General features: G+C 72.6%; 18 protein-coding genes. 10 read left to right on the top strand and 8 right to left on the bottom strand.

Annotated elements, in window-relative coordinates; all coding sequences use genetic code 11:
• Positions 1–60 precede the first annotated feature (60 nt).
• A complete protein-coding gene (locus ACIQU3_RS32490; RefSeq protein ID WP_403741473.1) occupies positions 61–1,284 on the top strand; it encodes an arginine deiminase in 1,224 nt (407 codons plus the stop codon).
• A gap of 109 nt (positions 1,285–1,393) precedes the next feature.
• A complete protein-coding gene (argF, locus tag ACIQU3_RS32485; protein ID WP_403741470.1) occupies positions 1,394–2,401 on the top strand; it encodes an ornithine carbamoyltransferase in 1,008 nt (335 codons plus the stop codon).
• A 63-nt stretch (positions 2,402–2,464) separates the two neighbouring features.
• Here the strand turns inward: argF and ACIQU3_RS32480 are convergent, their stop codons facing one another.
• Complete coding sequence (locus ACIQU3_RS32480) at positions 2,465–2,920, bottom strand: ATP-binding protein (protein WP_403741467.1); 456 nt, start codon at positions 2,918–2,920, stop codon at positions 2,465–2,467.
• Positions 2,921–3,240: 320 nt separating this feature from the next.
• On the opposite strand from ACIQU3_RS32480, the gene ACIQU3_RS32475 reads away from it, so the two are divergent.
• From ACIQU3_RS32475 to ACIQU3_RS32460, 4 genes are all read left to right on the top strand, one after another.
• Positions 3,241–4,068 (top strand): enoyl-CoA hydratase family protein, encoded by an 828-nt coding sequence (locus tag ACIQU3_RS32475; protein WP_403741464.1) that lies wholly within the window; start codon positions 3,241–3,243, stop codon positions 4,066–4,068.
• On the top strand, positions 4,053–6,428 hold the full coding sequence (locus tag ACIQU3_RS32470; protein WP_403929148.1) for a bifunctional salicylyl-CoA 5-hydroxylase/oxidoreductase: 2,376 nt from the start codon (positions 4,053–4,055) through the stop codon (positions 6,426–6,428). Before ACIQU3_RS32475 ends, ACIQU3_RS32470 begins: the two co-directional genes overlap by 16 nt.
• A 10-nt stretch (positions 6,429–6,438) precedes the next feature.
• Positions 6,439–7,389 carry an RNA polymerase sigma factor SigJ gene (gene sigJ / locus ACIQU3_RS32465; protein WP_403741458.1) on the top strand — a complete coding sequence of 317 codons (951 nt, stop codon included), beginning with the start codon at positions 6,439–6,441 and terminating at the stop codon, positions 7,387–7,389.
• Between the two features lie 113 nt (positions 7,390–7,502).
• A complete protein-coding gene (locus ACIQU3_RS32460) occupies positions 7,503–8,717 on the top strand; it encodes an NAD(P)/FAD-dependent oxidoreductase (protein ID WP_403929146.1) in 1,215 nt (404 codons plus the stop codon).
• A gap of 21 nt (positions 8,718–8,738) precedes the next feature.
• Here the strand turns inward: ACIQU3_RS32460 and ACIQU3_RS32455 are convergent, their stop codons facing one another.
• From ACIQU3_RS32455 to ACIQU3_RS32430, 6 genes are all read right to left on the bottom strand, one after another.
• Positions 8,739–9,821, bottom strand: coding sequence for an ABC transporter ATP-binding protein (locus ACIQU3_RS32455; protein WP_403929143.1), 1,083 nt, complete (start codon positions 9,819–9,821; stop codon positions 8,739–8,741).
• Entirely contained in the window at positions 9,818–10,699 is an 882-nt protein-coding gene (gene modB, locus ACIQU3_RS32450) for a molybdate ABC transporter permease subunit (protein ID WP_403741447.1), read from the bottom strand. The genes ACIQU3_RS32455 and modB overlap by 4 nt, the downstream gene beginning before the upstream one ends.
• Positions 10,696–11,514 carry a molybdate ABC transporter substrate-binding protein gene (modA, locus tag ACIQU3_RS32445; RefSeq protein WP_403741443.1) on the bottom strand — a complete coding sequence of 273 codons (819 nt, stop codon included), beginning with the start codon at positions 11,512–11,514 and terminating at the stop codon, positions 10,696–10,698. The genes modB and modA overlap by 4 nt, the downstream gene beginning before the upstream one ends.
• A 160-nt stretch (positions 11,515–11,674) precedes the next feature.
• A complete protein-coding gene (locus tag ACIQU3_RS32440; protein ID WP_403741440.1) occupies positions 11,675–12,466 on the bottom strand; it encodes a ribonuclease BN in 792 nt (263 codons plus the stop codon).
• 222 nt (positions 12,467–12,688) lie between these two features.
• Positions 12,689–13,501 carry a PaaX family transcriptional regulator C-terminal domain-containing protein gene (locus tag ACIQU3_RS32435; protein ID WP_403741437.1) on the bottom strand — a complete coding sequence of 271 codons (813 nt, stop codon included), beginning with the start codon at positions 13,499–13,501 and terminating at the stop codon, positions 12,689–12,691.
• Positions 13,502–13,516: 15 nt separating this feature from the next.
• Complete coding sequence (locus ACIQU3_RS32430) at positions 13,517–15,127, bottom strand: AMP-binding protein (RefSeq protein ID WP_403741434.1); 1,611 nt, start codon at positions 15,125–15,127, stop codon at positions 13,517–13,519.
• 128 nt (positions 15,128–15,255) lie between these two features.
• Here ACIQU3_RS32430 and ACIQU3_RS32425 point away from each other — a divergent pair, with 128 nt between their 5' ends.
• Together ACIQU3_RS32425 and ACIQU3_RS32420 are read left to right on the top strand one after the other, a co-directional pair.
• Entirely contained in the window at positions 15,256–16,581 is a 1,326-nt protein-coding gene (locus ACIQU3_RS32425; protein ID WP_403741429.1) for an acyl-CoA dehydrogenase family protein, read from the top strand.
• The gene (locus ACIQU3_RS32420) at positions 16,578–16,976 is read left to right on the top strand and encodes a RidA family protein (RefSeq protein ID WP_403741426.1); all 399 of its coding nucleotides are present in this window, start codon (positions 16,578–16,580) and stop codon (positions 16,974–16,976) included. The genes ACIQU3_RS32425 and ACIQU3_RS32420 overlap by 4 nt, the downstream gene beginning before the upstream one ends.
• 35 nt (positions 16,977–17,011) lie before the next feature.
• Here the strand turns inward: ACIQU3_RS32420 and ACIQU3_RS32415 are convergent, their stop codons facing one another.
• Positions 17,012–17,203 carry a DUF5999 family protein gene (locus ACIQU3_RS32415; protein ID WP_403741423.1) on the bottom strand — a complete coding sequence of 64 codons (192 nt, stop codon included), beginning with the start codon at positions 17,201–17,203 and terminating at the stop codon, positions 17,012–17,014.
• A 244-nt stretch (positions 17,204–17,447) separates the two neighbouring features.
• Here ACIQU3_RS32415 and ACIQU3_RS32410 point away from each other — a divergent pair, with 244 nt between their 5' ends.
• Positions 17,448–17,915 (top strand): DUF6299 family protein, encoded by a 468-nt coding sequence (locus ACIQU3_RS32410; RefSeq protein ID WP_403741420.1) that lies wholly within the window; start codon positions 17,448–17,450, stop codon positions 17,913–17,915.
• Between the two features lie 111 nt (positions 17,916–18,026).
• Positions 18,027–19,613, top strand: coding sequence for an ABC transporter substrate-binding protein (locus ACIQU3_RS32405; RefSeq protein WP_403741415.1), 1,587 nt, complete (start codon positions 18,027–18,029; stop codon positions 19,611–19,613).
• The last annotated feature ends 14 nt before the right edge of the window (positions 19,614–19,627 follow it).

Raw genomic sequence — 19,627 nt, 5'->3', positions numbered from 1 at the left:
AACCGCGTCGAAACATGCGGGAAGTGCGTCAACTGCGGTCCTGGCGGTCAGGATGGATGCATGGCATACCACGTCCACTCCGAGGCCGGGCGCCTGCGCCGTGTCATCCTGCACCGGCCTGATCTCGAGCTCAAAAGGCTCACCCCCAGCAACAAGACCTCGCTGCTCTTCGACGACGTGCTGTGGGTGCGCAGGGCCCGCGCCGAGCACGACGGGTTCGCCGACGTGCTGCGCGACCGCGGTGTCGCCGTCCATCTCTTCGGTGACCTGCTGGCCGAGACGCTCGAGGTCCCGGCGGCCAGATCCCTCGTCCTGGACCGGGTCTTCGACGAGAAGGAGTACGGCCCGCTGGCCACCGACCCGCTCAGAGCCGCCTTCGAGAACCTGCCCGCGCGTGAGCTGGCCGAGGTCCTGGTCGGCGGCATGACCAAACGCGAGTTCCTCGACATGAATCCGGAGCCCGCCTCGGTGCGCTTCCATGTCATGGAGCTGGACGACTTCCTGCTGGGCCCGCTGCCCAACCACCTCTTCACCCGCGACACCTCCGCCTGGATCTACGACGGCGTGTCCATCAACGCCATGCGCTGGCCCGCCCGGCAGCGCGAGACCGTGCACTTCGAGGCGATCTACCGGCACCATCCGCTGTTCCGCGACGAGACCTTCCACGAGTGGTCCAAGGGGCAGGCCGACTACCCGTCGACCATCGAGGGCGGGGACGTGCTGGTCATCGGCAACGGGGCGGTGCTCATCGGCATGAGTGAGCGCACCACCCCGCAGGCCGTTGAGATGCTCGCGCACAAGCTGTTCGCCGCCGGCTCCGCCGAGACGATCGTGGCCCTCGACATGCCCAAGCGGCGTGCCTTCATGCACCTCGACACCGTGATGACGATGGTCGACGGCGACACTTTCACCCAGTACGCGGGCCTCGGCATGCTCCGCTCGTACACCATCGAGCCGGGCGTCGGCGACAAGGAGCTGAAGGTCACCGACCATCCGCCGGAGCACATGCACCGCGCGATCGCCGCCGCCCTCGGCCTGAACAAGATCCGCGTGCTGACCGCCACCCAGGACGTGCACGCGGCCGAACGCGAGCAGTGGGACGACGGCTGCAACGTCCTCGCCGTCGAGCCGGGGGTCGTGGTCGCCTACGAGCGCAACTCCACCACCAACACCCACCTGCGCAAACAGGGCATCGAGGTGATAGAGATCCCGGGGAGCGAGCTGGGCCGCGGCCGGGGCGGGCCGCGGTGCATGAGCTGCCCGGTCGAACGCGATCCGGTGTAGGGGGCAGCCGCGGGCCCGGCAGCCGCAGCCCTGAGCCCCCTGTATAGGCATGCTGTTCTTCGTATAGTATTCCAGCAGTCTGTGTCCCCCGTATCCCTGGAGCGCCCTCATGGCGACTGTCCCGACCGCCCTCGCCGGCCGCCATCTGCTCAAAGAGCTGGACTTCACCGCGGAGGAGTTCCTCGGTCTGGTCGAGCTGGCCGCCGACCTCAAGGCCGCCAAGAAGGGCGGGATCGAGCCCCGGTACCTCCAGGGCCGGAACATCGCGCTGATCTTCGAGAAGACCTCCACCCGCACCCGCTGCGCTTTCGAGGTCGCGGCCGCGGACCAGGGCGCCTCGACCACGTACCTCGACCCCTTCGGCTCCCAGATCGGGCACAAGGAGTCGGTCAAGGACACCGCACGGGTGCTGGGCCGGATGTACGACGCCATCGAGTACCGGGGCGACAGCCAGCAGAAGGTGGAGGAGCTGGCGGCGCACGCGGCGGTCCCCGTCTACAACGGGCTCACCGACGACTGGCACCCCACCCAGATGCTCGCCGACGTGCTGACCATGACCGAGCACTGCGCCAAGCCGCTGAACGAGGTCTCCTTCGCCTACCTCGGCGACGCCCGCTTCAACATGGGCAACTCCTACCTGGTCACCGGCGCCCTGCTCGGCATGGACGTACGGCTCGTCGCACCGAAGGAGTACTGGCCGGCCGAGGGGATCGTCGACCGGGCCCGCGCGCTCGCCGAGGTCAGCGGTGCCCGCATCACACTGACCGAGACCGTGGAGGAGGGTGTGCGCGGCGCCGACTTCGTCGCCACGGACGTCTGGGTCTCCATGGGGGAGCCGAAGGAGGTCTGGGCCGAGCGCATCACCGCCCTCACCCCGTACGCCGTGACCATGGACGTCCTGCGCGCCACCGGCAACCCGGACGTGAAGTTCCTGCACTGCCTCCCCGCCTTCCACGACCTCGGCACCAGGGTCGGCCAGGAGATCCACGCGGCCTACGGTCTGGAGTACCTGGAGGTCTCCGACGAGGTCTTCGAGTCGGCCCACTCGGTTGTCTTCGACGAGGCGGAGAACCGGATGCACACCATCAAGGCGGTCATGGTGGCGACCCTGGCCTGAGCGTCCCCCGCGCCGACGGCCGCACCGACCCGCGCGGGGCCCGGGCGGGCCCCGCGCCGGAGCTCATGCCGACCGGCGTCGCTGAGCCGGCAGAGCGGGCAGCCGGAACCAGACCGCCTTGCCGGACTCGGTCGGCCGGTGCCCGCAGGAGGAACTCAGGGCGCGGATCAGCAGCAGCCCCCGCCCGTGCTCCTGCCAGGGGTCGGGCGGACCGCCGGCCGGACAGGTGAGGTCGCCGGGCGGGGAGGGGTCGGTGTCGTGCACCTCCACCTGGCAGCCCGACGGCATCAGCTCCACGACCAGCTCTATCGGCGTCTCGCCCGTGGTGTGCTCCACGGCGTTCGCCACCAGCTCTGCCGTCAGCAGCTCCGCGGTGTCGCAGTCCGCCCCGTGTTCCAGCTCGGCCAGCGCCGTACGGACCAGGGCGCGGGCCACGGGCACCGCCGCTGCGGTGTGCGGCAGCGCGATGCGCCAGGAGGCGGGGGCTGAGGGGAGTTCGTACAAGGCGGGTCCGTTCATGGAGCAGGAGATCCTGCTTTCAACCTGAAGAATGGTACGGCGCCGCTCTTCGCAGACGTCCGAGGGGCACCGTCGGAGGCGCCCTTGCCTCCATGCCGGACGGCTTACCCAGGTGAACGCGCCGCCGCGCACCGCTGCTCCCGCTGTTACGCCGGTGTGGACGATCTGTGACGGATGTGACCGGGCCGGGTCGCGCCGGGCCCTCACCGAAGTCCTACCCGTACGGTCTATCGCGCACTCATGACGACAGTCACGGATGGGTGATAGCTTCGAGGGGTAGAGCTCAGTGAGGCAGTGCCCGCCCGAGGAGGCCGCACGTCATGAGTCCCTTCACCGGCTCCGCCGCCCGCACCCCCGGCTGGGAGCATCTGCGCGTCGACGTCGCCGACGGCGTCGCGACCGTCACCCTGGCCCGCCCCGAGAAACTCAACGCGCTCACCTTCGGCGCCTACGCCGATCTGCGCGACCTGCTCGCTGAGCTGTCCCGGGAGCGGTCCGTACGGGCCCTGGTGCTGGCCGGCGAGGGCCGCGGCTTCTGCTCCGGCGGAGACGTCGACGAGATCATCGGCGCCACCCTCGGCATGGACACCGCCCAGCTCCTGGACTTCAACCGGATGACCGGCCAGGTGGTCCGCGCGATCCGCGAGTGCCCGTTCCCCGTGATCGCGGCACTGCACGGCGTCGCCGCGGGAGCCGGGGCCGTCCTCGCCCTGGCCGCGGACTTCCGCGTCGCCGACCCGACCGCCCGCTTCGCCTTCCTCTTCACGCGCGTCGGCCTCTCCGGCGGCGACATGGGCGCGGCCTACCTGCTGCCCCGGGTCGTCGGCCTGGGGCACGCGACCCGCCTGCTGATGCTGGGCGACCCGGTCCGCGCCCTGGAGGCCGAGCGCATCGGCCTGATCAGCGAACTGACGGAGGAAGGCGCCGCCGACGAGAGCGCACAGCGGCTGGCACGGCGCCTGGCCGAGGGCCCGGCCCTGGCGTACGCCCAGACCAAGGCACTGCTCACGGCGGAACTGGACATGCCCCTGGCGGCCTCGATCGAACTCGACGCCTCGACCCAGGCTCTGTTGATGACCGGCGAGGACTACGCCGAGTTCCACGCCGCGTTCACGGAGAAGCGCCCCCCGAAATGGAGCGGACGGTGACGGTCACACCCTCAGGGGCGCGGGGAACTGCGCGGCAAGCCACGAACGAGCGGCACCCGCACACCGCCCCCAGCCAGGCCCTGCGCGTCGCAATCATCGGCGGCGGACCCGGCGGCCTCTATGCCGCCGCCCTCCTCAAACGCCTGGACCCCGGACGGGAGGTCACCGTCTGGGAACGCAACGCCCCCGACGACACCTTCGGCTTCGGCGTCGTCCTCTCCGACGAAACCCTCGGCGGCATCGAACACGCCGACCCGGAGGTCTACCAGGCGCTCCAACGGCACTTCACCCGCTGGGACGACATCGACATCGTCCACCGCGGCGGCCGGCACACCTCCTCGGGGCACGGGTTCGCGGCCCTGGGCCGCAAGCGGCTGCTCGAGATCCTCCACACCCGCTGCCGTGACCTCGGCGTCGACCTCCGCTTCCGCACCGAGGCCCCGGACGGCCTCCCACGCACCCACGACCTGGTCATCGCCGCGGACGGCGTCCACAGCACCACCCGTGAGACCCACGCGGACGTCTTCCGCCCCCGGGTGACGTCCCACCGCTGCCGCTACATCTGGCTCGCCGCCGACTTCCCGTTCGACTCCTTCCGCTTCGAGATCGCCGAGACCGAGCACGGCGTCATGCAGCTCCACGGCTACCCCTACGCGCAGGACGCCTCGACGGTGATCATCGAGATGCGTGAAGAGGTCTGGCACGCCGCCGGTTTCGACGAGCTGGGCACGGCGGAGTCGATCGAGCGCTGCGCCAAGATCTTCGCGGAGGCTCTGCGCGGCCGCCCTCTGCAGTCGAACAACTCCACGTGGACAACGTTCCGCACGGTCGTCAACGACCGCTGGGCGCACGGCAATGTCGTCCTCCTCGGGGACGCCGCCCACACCGCCCACTTCTCCATCGGCTCCGGCACCAAGCTCGCCGTCGAGGACGCGCTCGCCCTGGCCGCCTGCCTGGAGGAACAGGGTTCGCTGCCCGAGGCCCTGGCCGCCTACGAGGCGGAACGGCGCCCCGTCGTAGCCTCCACGCAGCGGGCGGCCCGGGCCAGTCTGGAGTGGTTCGAGAACCTCCCCCTGTACGTGGACCAGCCGCCCCGCCAGTTCGCCTTCAACCTGCTCACCCGCAGCCGCCGCGTCACGCACGACAACCTGCGGCTGCGCGACGCCCACTTCACGCAGAAGGTGGAGCGCGAGTTCGGCTGCCCGCCCGGCACGCCCCCGATGTTCACGCCGTTCCGGCTGCGCGGACTGACCCTGCGCAACCGGGTCGTCGTCTCGCCCATGGACGTGTACTCGGCCGTGGACGGCGTCCCCGGTGACTTCCACCTCGTCCACCTGGGCGCCCGGGCGCTGGGCGGGGCCGGGCTCGTGATGACCGAGATGGTGTGCGTCAGCGAGGAGGGCCGGATCACGCCCGGCTGTGCCGGTCTCTACACCGGCCGGCAGGCCGAGGCGTGGAAGCGGATCACGAACTTCGTGCACGCTCAGGCACCCGGCACCGCCATCGGCGTGCAGCTCGGCCACAGCGGCCGCAAGGGCTCCACGAAACTGATGTGGGAGGGCATGGACGAGCCGCTGGAGGAAGGCAACTGGCCGCTCGTGGCCCCCTCCGCGCTCCCCTACAAGAAGTTCAGCCAGACGCCCCGCGAGCTGTCCCGTGCCCAACTGACCGACATCCGCGAGCAGTTCACGGCGTCCACGGTGCGCGCCGCCCGGGCCGGCTTCGACCTGCTCGAACTGCACTGCGCACACGGCTACCTGCTGTCCGGCTTCCTCTCCCCGTTGACCAACCGGCGCACCGACGCCTACGGCGGTTCCCTGGAGAAGCGGCTGCGCTTCCCGCTGGAGGTCTTCGACGCCGTACGGAACGCGTGGCCGGGGGAGCGGCCCATGACCGTCCGTGTCTCCGCCACCGACTGGGCCGAGGGCGGCACGACCGCCGAGGAGGCCGTCGAGATCGCCCGGGCCTTCGCCGCGCACGGCGCCGACGCGATCGACGTGTCGACGGGCCAGGTCGTGGCCGACGAACGGCCCGAGTACGGGCGGTCGTACCAGACGCCCTTCGCGGACCGGATCCGCCACGCCACCGGCGTCCCGGTGATCGCGGTCGGCGCGATCTCCTCCTGGGACGACGTCAACTCCCTGATCCTGGCGGGCCGCGCCGACCTCTGCGCCCTGGCCCGCCCCCACCTCTACGACCCCCACTGGACCCTGCACGCGGCGGCCGAGCAGGGTTACGCCGGCCCGGGTGCGCCCTGGCCGGTGCCGTACCGCGCGGGCAGCCGGCGCCCTCAGACGGGCCGCCTGGACGCCCCGAAACCGCGACTGGATCTCGGAGGCGGTGACGCCCGCGGGCGTTAGGATCCGTGGCATGCCCCTGACGCTGGACGACGTGGACCGGTTCGAAGCCTCCCGACCGCGCCTGGAGGCCGTGGCCTACCGGATGCTCGGGTCGGCGAGTGAGGCCGAGGACGCCGTCCAGGAGACGTTCCTGCGCTGGCAGGCCGCCGACACCGACCGCATCGAGGTCCCCGAGGCCTGGCTGACGAAGGTGCTCACCAACCTGTGCCTCAACCAGCTCACCTCGGCCCGTGCCCGGCGTGAGACCTATGTGGGGCAATGGCTGCCCGAGCCGCTGCTCGCCGGGGACCCGATGCTCGGGCCCGCCGACACCGCCGAGCAGCGCGAGTCGGTCTCGTACGCGGTGCTCGTCCTGCTGGAGCGCCTGTCCCCGAACGAGCGGGCGGTGTACGTGCTGCGGGAGGCCTTCGACTATCCGCACCGGGAGATCGCCGAGATCCTCGACATCACCGAGGCCTCCAGCCAGCAGATCCTCCACCGCGCGAAGAAGCGCGTCGCCGACGGCAGGGCCCGCACCCGCACCGAGATCGACGAGGCCGCCGCCCGGCGGATCATCGACGAGTTCCTCGCGGCCGCCTCCAGCGGCAGGACCGAGCCGCTCGTGCAGCTGCTCACCGGGGACGCCGTCGCGGTCGGCGACGGCGGCGGGAAGGTCCCGGCGCGCGCCAGGGCGTTCGAGGGTGCCCTCGCGGTCGCCAAGTTCATGCGGGGCCTGTTCAAGCCCGGTGCGGCCAAGCGTGCCCTGGTCGGCGGCTCGCCCGACGTCTACGCCTGGACCGCCAACGGCGACCCCGCCCTCGTCGTGGTCCTCGACGGCCGGGTCATCGGCGTCATGTGCCTGGAGGTCGCCGCCGACGGCATCGCCGCGTTCCGCAACCAGGTCAACCCCGACAAGCTCGAACGCGCGACCCGGCTGTGGGCCGCCGCAGACCACGGAGAGCCGCTGCTCAGGGTCTTCTGACCCGACCCCTCACGGTGTGACGCAGGTCACAACGCACTTCTGTCAGGAAACGGCGGGCCGCCCGGTTCAAGAGGCGAACCCGCTGAAGACAGCGTCATGACAGGAGCCACGCCATGCAGCACCGCATCGTCGTCCTCGGAGCCGGCTACACCGGAGCCACCGCCGCCGGGCGCATCGCCAGGCGACTGCACCGCGAAGACGTCGCCGTCACCCTGGTCAACGCCGAGCCCGACTTCGTCGAACGCGTCCGGATGCACCAGCTCGCAGCCGGCCAGGACCTCGCGCCCCGGCCCCTCGCCGAGATGTTCGAGGGCACCGGCGTCGTACTCAAGCAGGGGAAGGTCACCGCCGTCGACGTGGACCGCAGGACCGTCACCGTCGCGGCCCCGGAAGGCGCGGGGCAGCGGGCGGACGAGGTCCTGCCCTACGACACGCTCGTGTACGCCCTCGGCAGCGGCTGGAACGACCAGGGTGTGCCCGGCACCGCCGAGTACGCCCACGAGATCGCCGGCCGCGCCGGAGCCCTCCGGCTGCGCGAGCGCCTGGCCGGTCTGGCCGCCGGGGAGTCCGTGGTCGTGGTCGGCGGCGGTCTCACCGGGGTGGAGGCCGCGACCGAGATCGCCGAGGCCCGGCCCGACCTCGACGTCGCCCTCGCCGTCCGCGGCGGATTCGGCGACTGGCTCTCGCCCAAGGGCGTCGGGCACCTGCGGAAGACCTTCGACCGGCTCGGCATCACCGTCCACGAGCACACCGCCGTCACCGCCGTCGACGTCGACCGCCTGACCACCGCCGACGGCACCACCCTCCCGGCCGCGGTGACCGTGTGGACCACGGGCTTCGCCGTCCACCCGATCGCGCAGGCCACCACCCTGGAGGTCTCCGGCACCGGACAGATCGTGGTCGACCGGACCATGCGCTCGGTGTCCCACCCGGACGTGTACGCCATCGGCGACGCGGCCCTGGCGATGGGCCCCGGCGACAAGCCGCTGCGGATGTCGTGCGCCTCGGGCGTCCCCACCGCCTGGCAGGCCGCCGACGCCGTCGCGGCCCGGCTGACCGGCGGCAAGGTCCCCACCGTGCCGGTGCGCTACTTCAACCAGTGCATCTCACTGGGACGCAAGGACGGCCTGATCCAGTACGTCACCGCCGACGACCGCGCGAAGTCCGCCGCCCTGACCGGCCGGATCGCCGCGCTCTACAAGGAAATCATCTGCAAGGGCGCGGCCTGGGGCGTCGCGCACCCGACGCTCCTGCCGGTCCGCCGCCGCCGCGTCGTGCGGCAGGCCGCCGCCGTCCCGGAGGCCGCGCCGGTCAGGACGGCGGCCTGACCCGTGGGGACACCGGCCGTCTCAGACCGGGTAGGCGTGGGTCTGCGCCGCCTTCACGGTGGCCCAGACCTCCGCGCCCGGGTGGAGGCCGAGTTCGGCCGCGGCGACCGTCGTGAGGTCGGCGGTGAGGGACAGTTCACCGGTGAGGTCGGTCCGGACCTGGTCCCCGTGGGTCTCCAGACCCGCCACCTCGCAGCGCCACAGGTTGCGGGCGCTGGAGCCGGTGGGCCGCTCGCGGTGCAGGGTGACCGCGCTCGGCGGGAACGCCACGAAGACCGGGCCGGACAGGAGCTCGGTCGTGGTGAGCGCCGGACCGTCGGCGAGCCGCACGGTGTGGCCGTCGGCCTCGCCCCGGTAGAGGTTCAGGCCGACCAGCCGGGCGATGTAGTCCGTACGGGGGTGGCGGGCGATGTAGGCCGGGGTGCCCTCCTGGACGACCCGGCCGTGTTCCACCACCACCAGCCGGTCGGCCAGCACCATGGCGTCGAGCGGATCGTGGGTGACGAGCACGGCCACCGCCTCGAACTCGGCCAGATGGCGCCGGAGCCGGGCGCGCACCTCCAGGCGGGTACGGGCGTCCAGGGCCGCCAGCGGCTCGTCGAGCAGCAGCAGCCGGGGCCGGGTCGCGAGGGCGCGCGCGAGGGCGACGCGCTGGGCCTGCCCGCCGGAGAGCCGGCGCGGTTTGGCCCCGGCGTGCTCCGCGAGGCCCAGCCGGTCGAGCCACTGAGCGGCCTGCGCACGGGCCTCCGCCTTGGTCGCGCCCTGGCAGCGGGGGCCGAAGGCGACGTTGTCGAGGGCCGTGAGATGAGGGAAGAGCAGGTAGTCCTGGAAGACGACTCCCACGGGCCGGGCCTCCGGCGGCGTACGGTCCAGCGCTGCGCCGTCCAGCCGCAGATGGCCGTCGGTGAGCGGGGTCAGACCGGCGAGCGCCCGCAAGGCCGTGGTCTTGCCGGCGCCGTTCGGCCCGAGCAGGGCGACGACCTCGCCGGGTGCGACGGCCAGCGCCACGTCGAGACGGAAGGGGCCGCGGTCCACGACGAGACGGGCGTCGAGCCCGTCCGCCGTGGTGCCGGAGTGGGTGTCCTGGTGGTGCGTCCGTGTCATCCGGCACGCATCCAGCGGTCGCGCAGCCCCGCCAGCACCGCGATCGACACCGCCAGCAGCACCAGGCTGAGGGCGATCGCGGCCTCCGGGTCGCTCTGCAGGGCCAGGTAGACGGCCAGGGGCATGGTCTGGGTGCGCCCGGGGAAGTTGCCCGCGAAGGTGATCGTCGCCCCGAACTCGCCGAGCGCCCGCGCCCAGGCGAGCACCGCGCCCGCCGCGATGCCCGGCGCGATCAGCGGCAGCGTGACCCGGCGGAACGCCGTGAAGCGGGACGCTCCCAGGGTGGTGGCCGCCTCCTCGTAGCGCGGGTCGGCGGCCCGCAGGGTGCCCTCGACGCTGATGACGAGGAACGGCATCGCCACGAACGCCTCCGCGATCACGACCCCGGTCGTGGTGAACGGCAGCGTGATCCCGAACCACGCGTCCAGCCACTGCCCGACGATGCCGTTGCGGCCGAGTGCCATCAGCAGCGCGACACCGCCGACGACCGGCGGCAGGACGAGCGGGAGGGTGACCAGGGCGCGCACCAGGCCGCGGCCGGGGAAGTCGACGCGGGCCAGCAGCCACGCCAGCGGCACGCCGAGGACCAGGCTCACCGCGGTCGCCGCCGTAGCGCACAGCAGCGACAGCCTGAGGGCCTGCCACACCTCCGGACTGGTCAGCTGCTCGGGCAGGCTCTGCCACGGGGCCCGCACCAGCAGGGCGACCAGCGGCACGGTAAGGAAGGCCAGGCCGAGCAGCGCCGGGACCAGCAGGGGCAGCGGTACACCCGCCCGGGCACCCCGGCGCAGCGGGCCGCCCGTCCGGGCACCCCGCCGCTGCGGGCCGACCCGGAGGGTGTCGCCCGTGGCGCGTGGCTTGCCGACCGGGGACGTCACGGCTTGAGGAATCCCGCTCCGCTCAGGACCTCCTGGCCCTCGGCGGACCGCACCAGGGCGATGAACGCCTTGGCGGCCCCGGCGTTCCGCGCGTTCTTGAGCAGGGCGATCGGGTAGTCGTTGACGGCGTCGGCGGACTCGGGGAACTCCACGCCCGCCACCTTGTCACCCGCCGCGCGCACATCGGTCCGGTAGACGAGCGCGGCGTCGGCCTCCTTCAGCTCGACCTTGGTCAACGCGGCCTTGACGTCCTGCTCGTAGGAGACGGGTGTGAGCTTCAGCCTGCTCGTGTCCAGGGCCTTCTGGGCGGCGGCGCCGCACGGCACCTCCTTGTCGCAGAGCACGACCTTCAGGTCCGGCCCGGTGAGGTCCTTCAGACTGGTGACCTGGTGCGGGTTGCCCGGCAGGGTGGCGATCTCCAGCTTGTTGCGGACGAAGGTCGCGGGCGTCCCCGAGGTGTCACCGGCGCCGGTGACGATCTTCATCGTCCCGGGGCTGGCCGCGGCGAACACGTCGGCCGGGGCGCCGCCGGTGATGCTCGCGGCGAGGGAGTCGCTGCCGCCGAAGCTGAAGGTGACCTTGGTGCCGGGGTGCTCCCTCTCGAACCGCTCGCCGAGCTTCGTGAAGCTCTCCTTCAGCGAGGCCGCGGCGAACACGGTCACCTCACCGGAGGGCTTGCCCGGCCCCGAGGAGTCCGGTTTCGCCGAGGAATCCGAGCCGGACGACGAGCAGGCACTCAGGGCCAGCAGGGCGGCGATTCCCGCCGCGGCCGCCTGGAGCGGGCGGCGGGTCGGGCGCACGGTGCGGGTCGGCACGGGTCTTCTCCCTCTGGTGGGTACGCGCCGATGATAATGCCGCAGATGCGAGGGGAAAGACCCCTGTGGGTTCGCATGAGCCGGGGCGGAGATCTCCAAGGGTGGCATGTGCGTTCGTACGGAGGGGCGGGCCAAGTGCTGGAGGGGCGGTCCGAACGGCCTACTCGGTGTGGTCGCCCCGTCCGTGGTGTTCGAGGGCCCAGCGACCGAGGAGCGCCCCGCCGTACACGACGTAGCCCACGCCGATGAGCCAGGACTCCACGACGAGGACGACGCCCATCGCCCCGTAGCTGATCGCGTTGGTGACGATGAGGGGGGTGAAGACGAAGTAGGAGAACAGGCGCAGCCCGCCCAGCCCCAGCATGGTGGCCACCGCTCCGGGGAGCAGATCACGCCAGCGGACCTGACCGCCGAGCAGGAAGCGCTGCCCCCACCAGAAGAACAGCACACCGGAAGCCGAGCTCAGCGCGATCCGCTCCGGCCCCGAGACGAGGCTGCGCGTCTGCACCTCCTGGTACAGGTAGGCCGTCATCGCGATCATCCACACCGCCTGACGCCAGACGCGGTGCCACGGCCCCGAGGGCAGGCCCCAGATCCGCTCGTAGCCGTTCTGCACACTCCCGCCGAAGGCGATGCCGAAGACGGCGAGCGCCACCCCGCCGAGCACGCTCGTGGTGCCGATGACCTTGCGCGGCGGGCTGATGATGTCCGTGAGCACCCGCGCGGATCGCCCCGACAGGCCCATGCCGTCGGCCAGCCACGAGGCGAAACCGCCCCGCCCCAGGGGGTCGGCGGCGGCGACCACGATCAGCAGCGGCGCCAGCGTGACCAGCGCGAGCGTGGCGAACCCGGTGGCCCGGTGCATCAACTCCACGTCACGGCCCCGCCGGACGAGGGTGTGGGCGCCGGCCCGTACCCACCCGCCGTGCACCGAGCGCCCCAGCCGCCTCACAGGAGCCGGTCCGCGCGGACGCCTGACGCTCCCGGTGGTGTGGTGACGGTCATGCCTCGGCCCGCCTCCCGCTCCGTGCTCCGTCCGCTCGCGGACATCGTTGACCGTTCGGCGGCGGAGCAAACACCGGCAAAGCGGGCGGCACCCGCTGCGCGGCCGGAGTGGTAGTCGCTGCGCGCCGAGAGCGGCGTCCGCCGTGCGGCAAGAGCCGCGCCCGACGGGTCAGAGCCCGACGAACTCCGCCCCCGCGTCCCGCAGCCGCTCGTGCAGCCCCCGGAACACCGCCGACGACCGGGCCCCCGGCCAGTCCGCGGGAAGCAGCTCGGACGGCAGGCCCGGGTCGGTGTAGGGGAGGTGGCGCCAGGAGTCCAGGGCCAGCAGGTAGTCCCGGTAGGCCTCCTCGGCCGGGGTGTCCTCGCGCTTCTCCCAGTCGTGCAGGACGCGCGCGTGGCGGTCGAGGAACGCCTCGTGCTCCTTGGCGATGGCCGCCAGGTCCCACCACCGGGCGACGGCCTCGGCCGTCGGGGCGAAACCCAGGTGGTCACCGCGGAAGAAGTCGACGTACCCGTCGAGCCGCAGCCGCTGCAGCGTGTGCCGGGTCTCCTCGTGCAGCCGTGCGGGCGCGATCCACACCCCCGGAGCGGCCGTGCCGAAACCGAGTCCGGCCAGCCGGGAGCGCAGCACGTGCCGCTTCTGCCGCTCCGACTCCGGCACCGAGAACACCGCGAGCACCCAGCCCTCGTCCTCCGGCGGCGCCGAGGCGTAGATGCGGCGGTCGCCGTCGTCGAGCAACTGGCGTGCGTCCGGGGACAGTTCGTAACCGGCCGCACCCTGGGCGGTGCGGGCCGGCACGAGCAGTCCGCGTCTCTTCAGCCGCGACACCGAGGAGCGTACGGAGGGAGCGTCGACGCCGGCCGCGGCCAGGAGCCGGATCAGTTCGGCCACCGGCACGGGGCCCGGCACGAAGCGGCCGTACGCGCCGTAGAGCGTGACGATGAGAGACCGTGGTGCATGCTGGTCGGACACGTTGATCATCTTAGGTCGTACGGATCATTCCCGGTCGCGTTCCGGTACCCCCGGGGTGCGCAGTCTGAACCGCTGGAGCTTGCCGGTGGCCGTGCGTGGCAGCGCGTCCAGGAAGACGATCTCCCGCGGGCACTTGTACGGCGCCAGTTCGCCCTTCACGAAGGCGCGCAGCGCCTCGGCGTCGCGCCGCGCGCCCTCCTTGAGGACGGCGAAGGCCAGCACGACCTGACCGCGTGCCTCGTCGGGCCGGCCCACGACCGCCGCCTCCACCACGTCCGGGTGCCGCAGCAGCGCGTCCTCCACCTCGGGGCCGGCGATGTTGTACCCGGCCGAGATGATCATGTCGTCGGCGCGGGCGACGTAGCGGAAGTAGCCGTCGGGGTCGCGGACGTAGGTGTCGCCGGTGACGTTCCAGCCGCCGCGCACGTAGTCCCGCTGCCGAGGGTCGGCGAGGTAGCGGCAGCCGACCGGTCCGCGCACGGCGAGCAGCCCCGGCTGCCCGTCGGGTACGGGTTCGCCGTCCTCGTCCTGCACGCGGGCGTGCCAGCCCGGCACCGGAACGCCCGTGGTCCCGGGCCGGATCCGGTCGTCGGCCGCGGAGATGAAGATGTGCAGCAGCTCGGTGGCGCCGATGCCGTTGATGACGCGCAGGCCCGTGCGTTCGTGCCAGGCCTGCCAGGTCGCCGCGGGCAGGTTCTCGCCGGCGGAGACGCAGCGGCGCAGGGAGGTGACGTCGTGGCCGTCGAGCTCGTCGAGCATCGCGCGGTACGCCGTCGGAGCGGTGAACAGCACGGAGACCCGGTGCCGGGCGATGGCGGGCAGCAGCTGCCGGGGGCCCGCCTGTTCGAGGAGCAGTGCGCTCGCCCCGGCCCGTAGCGGGAAGACCACCAGCCCGCCGAGGCCGAAGGTGAAGCCCAGCGGGGGGCTGCCTGTGAACACGTCGTCGGGAACGGGCTTGAGGACGTGCCGCGAGAAGGTGTCGGCGATCGCCAGGACGTCCCGGTGGACGTGCATGCAGCCCTTGGGGCGGCCGGTGGTGCCCGAGGTGAAGGCGATCAGCGCCACGTCGTCGGCCGCCGTCGCGACGGGCTCGTACCGGGTGCCGGGCGCCGGGCGCTTCAGGAGGTCGTCCGGTGCGTCCCCGCCGTAGGTCGTGATCCGCAGACCCGGGACCTCGGCCTTGGCGAGGTCGTCGACGGCCCGGATGTCGCACAGGGCGTGCCGCACCCGGGCGATCTCGCACATGGTGCTCAGCTCGTGCGGGCGCTGCTGGGCGAGCACCGTGACCGCCACGGCCCCCGCCTTCAGCACCGCCAGCCAGCAGGCCGCGAGCCAGGGGGTGGTGGGGCCGCGCAGCAGCACCCGGTTGCCGGGGACGACACCGAGTTCGCCGGTGAGCAGATGGGCGATGCGGTCCACCCGGGCGCGCAGGTCGCCGTACGTCCACGGCGCGCCGGTGCCGGTGAGGAACGCCGGGCGCTCGTCGGGCGGGCCGTTCAGCAGTTCGGCGGCGCAGTTGAGCCGTTCGGGGTAGTGCAGCTCCGGCAGGTCGAAGCGGAGCTCGGGCCATTGGTCCGGGGGTGGGAGGTGGTCCCGGGCGAAGGTGTCGACGTGGGCCGTGCCCCGTGGATTCATACGGTTCGCCCCCTATGGCGTGGTGGGCTCGCCCCTGGAGCGTATCGTGTTGGTGACGACAGTCAACGGTCCGCGATAGCCTCGGAGTGGCCCAGCCGGAACGCAGGGTGGCGGAGAAGGGACCGGCGATGACCGCATTCTCACTCGAACCGGCACAACTCGCCTGGTGTGCGGAACTGCGCGCCCTGGCGGCGGAGCGGCTCCGCCCGCTGGCGGACAAGGGCGAACCGGGGCGGGTGAACCGCGCGCTCGTCGCCGAACTCGGCAGCCTCGGACTGCTCGGCCGCCTGTTCACCTCGGGTGCGCTCGACCTGTGCCTGATGCGCGAGTCCCTGGCCTACGCCTGCACGGAGGCCGAGACGGCCCTGGCCCTCCAGGGCCTCGGCGCACACCCCGTCCACGCGTACGGAACACGGGCCCAACGTGAGCGGTGGCTCCCCCCGGTGACCGCCGGGACGGCGATCGCGGCCTTCGCCCTGAGCGAGCCGGGCGCGGGCTCGGACGCCGCGGGGCTGGGGTTGCGGGCTCAGGAGGATGCCGATCCGGGGGGTGGCCGGCCGGCGGGGGCGGCGGCGCTCCGGCTGCACCGCGCGGCGGACACGGATCCGCACGGTGGCCATTCGTCGCGGGGAGAGACGGATGACGTCTCGCAGGACGGGGCGCGGGCAGCGGCGGATGCCGGTCCGCTGAGGGACCCGTCGGCGGGGGGCGCCGTGCTCGCCGCTGCCTCCGACGGCTCCGCACGCTGGCGGCTCAGCGGTGCGAAGTGCTGGATCTCCAACGCCCCCGAGGCCGACTTCTACACCGTCTTCGCCCGCACCACCCCGGGCGCCGGGGCCCGGGGCGTCACCGCCTTCCTTGTGCCCGCCGACCGCCCGGGCCTGACGGGCCGCGGCCTCGACATGCTCTCGCCGCACCCGATCGGAGCCCTCGACTTCGACGCCGTGCCGGTGACGGCCGATGACGTGCTCGGCGAGGCCGACCGGGGCTTCCGGGTCGCCATGGGGACGCTCAACCTGTTCCGGCCCAGCGTCGGCGCCTTCGCGGTCGGCATGGCGCAGGCGGCCCTGGACGCCACCCTCGCCCACACCGCCGGACGGGACGCCTTCGGGGGCAAACTCAAGGACCTGCAAGCCGTCGCGCACCAGGTCGCCGAGATGGCCCTGCGCACGGAGGCGGCCCGCCTGATGGTCCACGCGGCGGCCTCGGCGTACGACGCGGACGCCCCGGATGTGCCCGGCCGCTCCGCCATGGCGAAACTCCTCGCCACCGAAACCGCGCAGTACGTCGTCGACGCGGCCGTCCAACTGCACGGGGCGCGGGCCCTGCAGCGCGGCCATCTGCTCGAACACCTCTACCGAGAGGTGCGCGCCCCGCGTATCTACGAAGGGGCCAGCGAGGTGCAACGCGGCATCATCGCCAAGGAGTTGTACACCCGTCTGGAGGCCCGGTGAGCACCGAGCGCGTCAACCCGTCCGAGCTGTCCCCGCCGGCCGGTTTCTCCCACGCCGTGGTGGCCTCCGGGTCGCGCGTGGTGTTCCTGGCCGGCCAGACCGCGCTCGACACCGACGGCAAGGTGGTCGGCAGCACCCTGCCCGAGCAGTTCGGAAGGGCCCTCGCCAATCTGCTGAGGGCCCTCACCGCGGCCGGCGGCACCCCGTCCGACCTGGCCCGTGTCACCGTCTACGCCACGGACATCGCGGCGTACCGCGCGCACGCGTCCGAACTGGGCTGCCTGTGGCGCGAGTTGGCCGGCCGGGACTACCCCGCCATGGCGGTCGTCCAGGTCGTCCGGCTGTGGGACACCGAGGCGATGGTGGAACTGGACGGCTTCGCGGTCCTGCCGTAGCGCGATGCCCGTGCCGCCTCGGGGCGGCGCCGTGTTCAGGCCGCGACGGCCAGTCCCGCCGCCGCCCGGCGGGGCTGCACCACGCGCCCGTCCGGAAGCAGTTCGCCGGTGTCGTCGAACACGACCGTCCCGTCGCACAGCAGGCTCCAGCCCTGCTCGGGGTGGGCCGCGACGACGTGCGCGGCGGGGGAGTCGGTCGCGGGGCACTGGGGCTGGTGGGCACACATGGCGCACCTCCACGTCGGTAGGGCCATCCGAAGGGTTCGTATGACTCGTACGGACCGACCATCCCGCCGTCCCCGGGTGAGCGGAACGGCCCGGCGCGAAGCGTGACACGCCCCGGACATTCCCGGGACGGTTCCACGACGGCCGGTGCGGACTCGCCACCGAAGGGGTGAGGATGACGGGTGCCGACCCGCGGGGCCGGTACGAGTGGGAGCCGCAATTCATCCCTGTCGGGAGGTTTCCCTCATGCGTGTACGACCTCTTCTCGGCGCGGCGGCCGGGGCCGCGCTGCTGCTGCTCACGGGTGCGGGTGCTGCGCCCGCCGCACCACCCGTCCCCGACCCGACCGCTCCCGCCCCGACCGCCCCTGCCCCGACCGGCTCCGTGACGGTCGACGCCGTGGGCCGGATCGCCGCCGACGGCACCGTCACCCTGTCCGGCACCTATCGCTGCACCGGCTCCAGCAGCCCGGTCTTCGTCAGCTCCTCCGTGAGCCAGGGCACGTCCACGATCCGTCACGGCATCGGCGGCACCCAGGCGGTGTGCGACGGCGCCGTGCACGGCTGGGTGAACACGGGCCCGACCCTGCCCGGCGCGCTGGTGGCCGGGGCGGCCCACGTCGAGGCCGGCCTGATGGAGCTGCGCTCCGACGGCCTGCCGCTGCCGGCCTTCCACGCGGCCCAGGGCCAGGACATCACCCTGACCCAGGCCTGAGCGCGTCGGTGAACCCCTCGGCGGGCGCCCCGATTCCGGGACGCCCGCCGATCCTGTTTAATTGCGAAGTCTTTGCAACAGCAGGAATAGAGCAACAAGGGGTGAGGTCACATGTCGACCCGTCGGATACGAGGGGCCGCCGTCACGGCGGCGCTGGCCGCGGCGGTCACCGCATGTTCGGCCCCCGGCGGCGGCCCGGCCGACGGCAGGTCCGCAGGGCCGGTCGTGCTCGGGGTGGCTTCTGAACCCGACACCCTGAGCCCGCTGCTGGGCTACGGCAAGGACGGCAACTCCAAGATCTTCGACGGGCTCCTCGCCCGCGACGCCGACCTGAAACTGAAGCCCGCGCTGGCGGCCGAACTGCCGAAGATCACCGACGGTGGCCGCACCTACACCTACACCCTGCGCGACGGGGTCGAGTTCAGCGACGGCGAACCGCTCACCGCCGCCGACGTCGTCTACACGTACCGGACCGTCCTCGACCCGAAGACGAACAACACCTTCAAGAGCGAACTGGACGCCGTGGAAAAGGTCCGGGCGCGCGGTGACGACCGGGTCGTCTTCACACTCAAGTACCCCTACGCCCCCTTCGCCGCCCGTACCGTCCTGCCCGTCGTACCCGAGCACATCGCGGGCGGGCAGGACCCCAACACCGGCTCGTTCAACACCGAGCCCGTCGGCACCGGGCCGTACGTGCTCAGCCGCTGGAGCAAGGGCGAGAAGCTGACCTTCAAGGCCAACCCCCGCTACTGGGGCGGCGAGCCGAAGGTGAAGACCTTCACCATGGCGGTCATCGGCGACGACGACGTGCGCGCCACCCGCCTGCGCTCCGGCGACCTCGACGGCGCGGTCCTCCCGCCCGACCTCGCCGCCACGTTCAAGGGCGACGGCACCAAGCGCACCCACGAGGCGCGCTCCTACGACTTCCGGGCCGTCACGCTCCCCACCGCGAACGAGGTCACCGGCGACCGGGCGATCCGCCGGGCCCTGGACGCCGCCGTGGACCGCGAGGCCATGGCCGCCAAGATCCTCGACGGCGCGGGCCGCCCGGCCTACGGGCCGCTGCCCGTCGACGACCCCGCCTTCAGCAAGGGCATCGAGCGCACCCGGGACCTCGGCAAGGCCCGGAAGATTCTGGACGAGGCGGGCTGGAAGCGCGGCGAGGACGGCATCCGCACCAGGGACGGACGACGGGCGTCCTTCAGCCTGCTCTACCCCGCCGGCGACAAGGTCCGCCAGGACCACGCCCTCGCCTACGCCTCCGACGCCAAGAAGGCCGGGGTCGAGGTGAAGGCCGAGAGCGCCACCTGGGAGGTCATCGAGCCCCGCATGAAGGACACGGCGGTCCTCGCGGGCTTCGGCAGCACCGGCGACCCCGACTTCGGCCTCTACACCCTGCTGCACTCCTCCCTCGCCGGCGACGGCTTCAACAACATGGCCCGCTACGACAACCCGGCCGTGGACCACGCCCTCGACGACGCCCGCCGCAGCCAGGACCCGGCCGTGCGCACGGCCGCGTACGACAAGCTCCAGCGGGCCCTGGTGCGGGACCCCGGCTACACCTTCCTCACCCACATCGACCACCTCTATGTGCTCGCCGACCGCTGGAGCGGCCTGAGCACCCAACTGGAGCCGCACGAGCACGGATTCGCCAGCGGCCCCTGGTGGAACATCGAGGACTGGCAGCCGAAGAAGTGACCCGCCTCCCCTGG

This window comes from Streptomyces sp. NPDC101110, from assembly GCF_044759525.1.
GTDB lineage: Bacteria > Actinomycetota > Actinomycetes > Streptomycetales > Streptomycetaceae > Streptomyces.
This window is presented reverse-complemented; position numbering and strand designations above follow the sequence as displayed.

Bases quoted from the DNA above. Each gene is read 5' to 3' on its own strand.
- ACIQU3_RS32435 (WP_403741437.1), bottom strand. From the start codon at position 13,501: ATGATCAACGTGTCCGACCAGCATGCACCACGGTCTCTCATCGTCACG.
- ACIQU3_RS32415 (WP_403741423.1), bottom strand. From the start codon at position 17,203: ATGTGTGCCCACCAGCCCCAGTGCCCCGCGACCGACTCCCCCGCCGCG.
- argF (WP_403741470.1), top strand. From the start codon at position 1,394: ATGGCGACTGTCCCGACCGCCCTCGCCGGCCGCCATCTGCTCAAAGAG.
- ACIQU3_RS32405 (WP_403741415.1), top strand. From the start codon at position 18,027: ATGTCGACCCGTCGGATACGAGGGGCCGCCGTCACGGCGGCGCTGGCC.
- ACIQU3_RS32475 (WP_403741464.1), top strand. From the start codon at position 3,241: ATGAGTCCCTTCACCGGCTCCGCCGCCCGCACCCCCGGCTGGGAGCAT.
- ACIQU3_RS32430 (WP_403741434.1), bottom strand. From the start codon at position 15,127: ATGAATCCACGGGGCACGGCCCACGTCGACACCTTCGCCCGGGACCAC.
- ACIQU3_RS32410 (WP_403741420.1), top strand. From the start codon at position 17,448: ATGCGTGTACGACCTCTTCTCGGCGCGGCGGCCGGGGCCGCGCTGCTG.
- ACIQU3_RS32455 (WP_403929143.1), bottom strand. From the start codon at position 9,821: ATGACACGGACGCACCACCAGGACACCCACTCCGGCACCACGGCGGAC.
- ACIQU3_RS32490 (WP_403741473.1), top strand. From the start codon at position 61: ATGGCATACCACGTCCACTCCGAGGCCGGGCGCCTGCGCCGTGTCATC.
- ACIQU3_RS32470 (WP_403929148.1), top strand. From the start codon at position 4,053: ATGGAGCGGACGGTGACGGTCACACCCTCAGGGGCGCGGGGAACTGCG.
- ACIQU3_RS32425 (WP_403741429.1), top strand. From the start codon at position 15,256: ATGACCGCATTCTCACTCGAACCGGCACAACTCGCCTGGTGTGCGGAA.
- ACIQU3_RS32480 (WP_403741467.1), bottom strand. From the start codon at position 2,920: ATGAACGGACCCGCCTTGTACGAACTCCCCTCAGCCCCCGCCTCCTGG.
- ACIQU3_RS32460 (WP_403929146.1), top strand. From the start codon at position 7,503: ATGCAGCACCGCATCGTCGTCCTCGGAGCCGGCTACACCGGAGCCACC.
- sigJ (WP_403741458.1), top strand. From the start codon at position 6,439: ATGCCCCTGACGCTGGACGACGTGGACCGGTTCGAAGCCTCCCGACCG.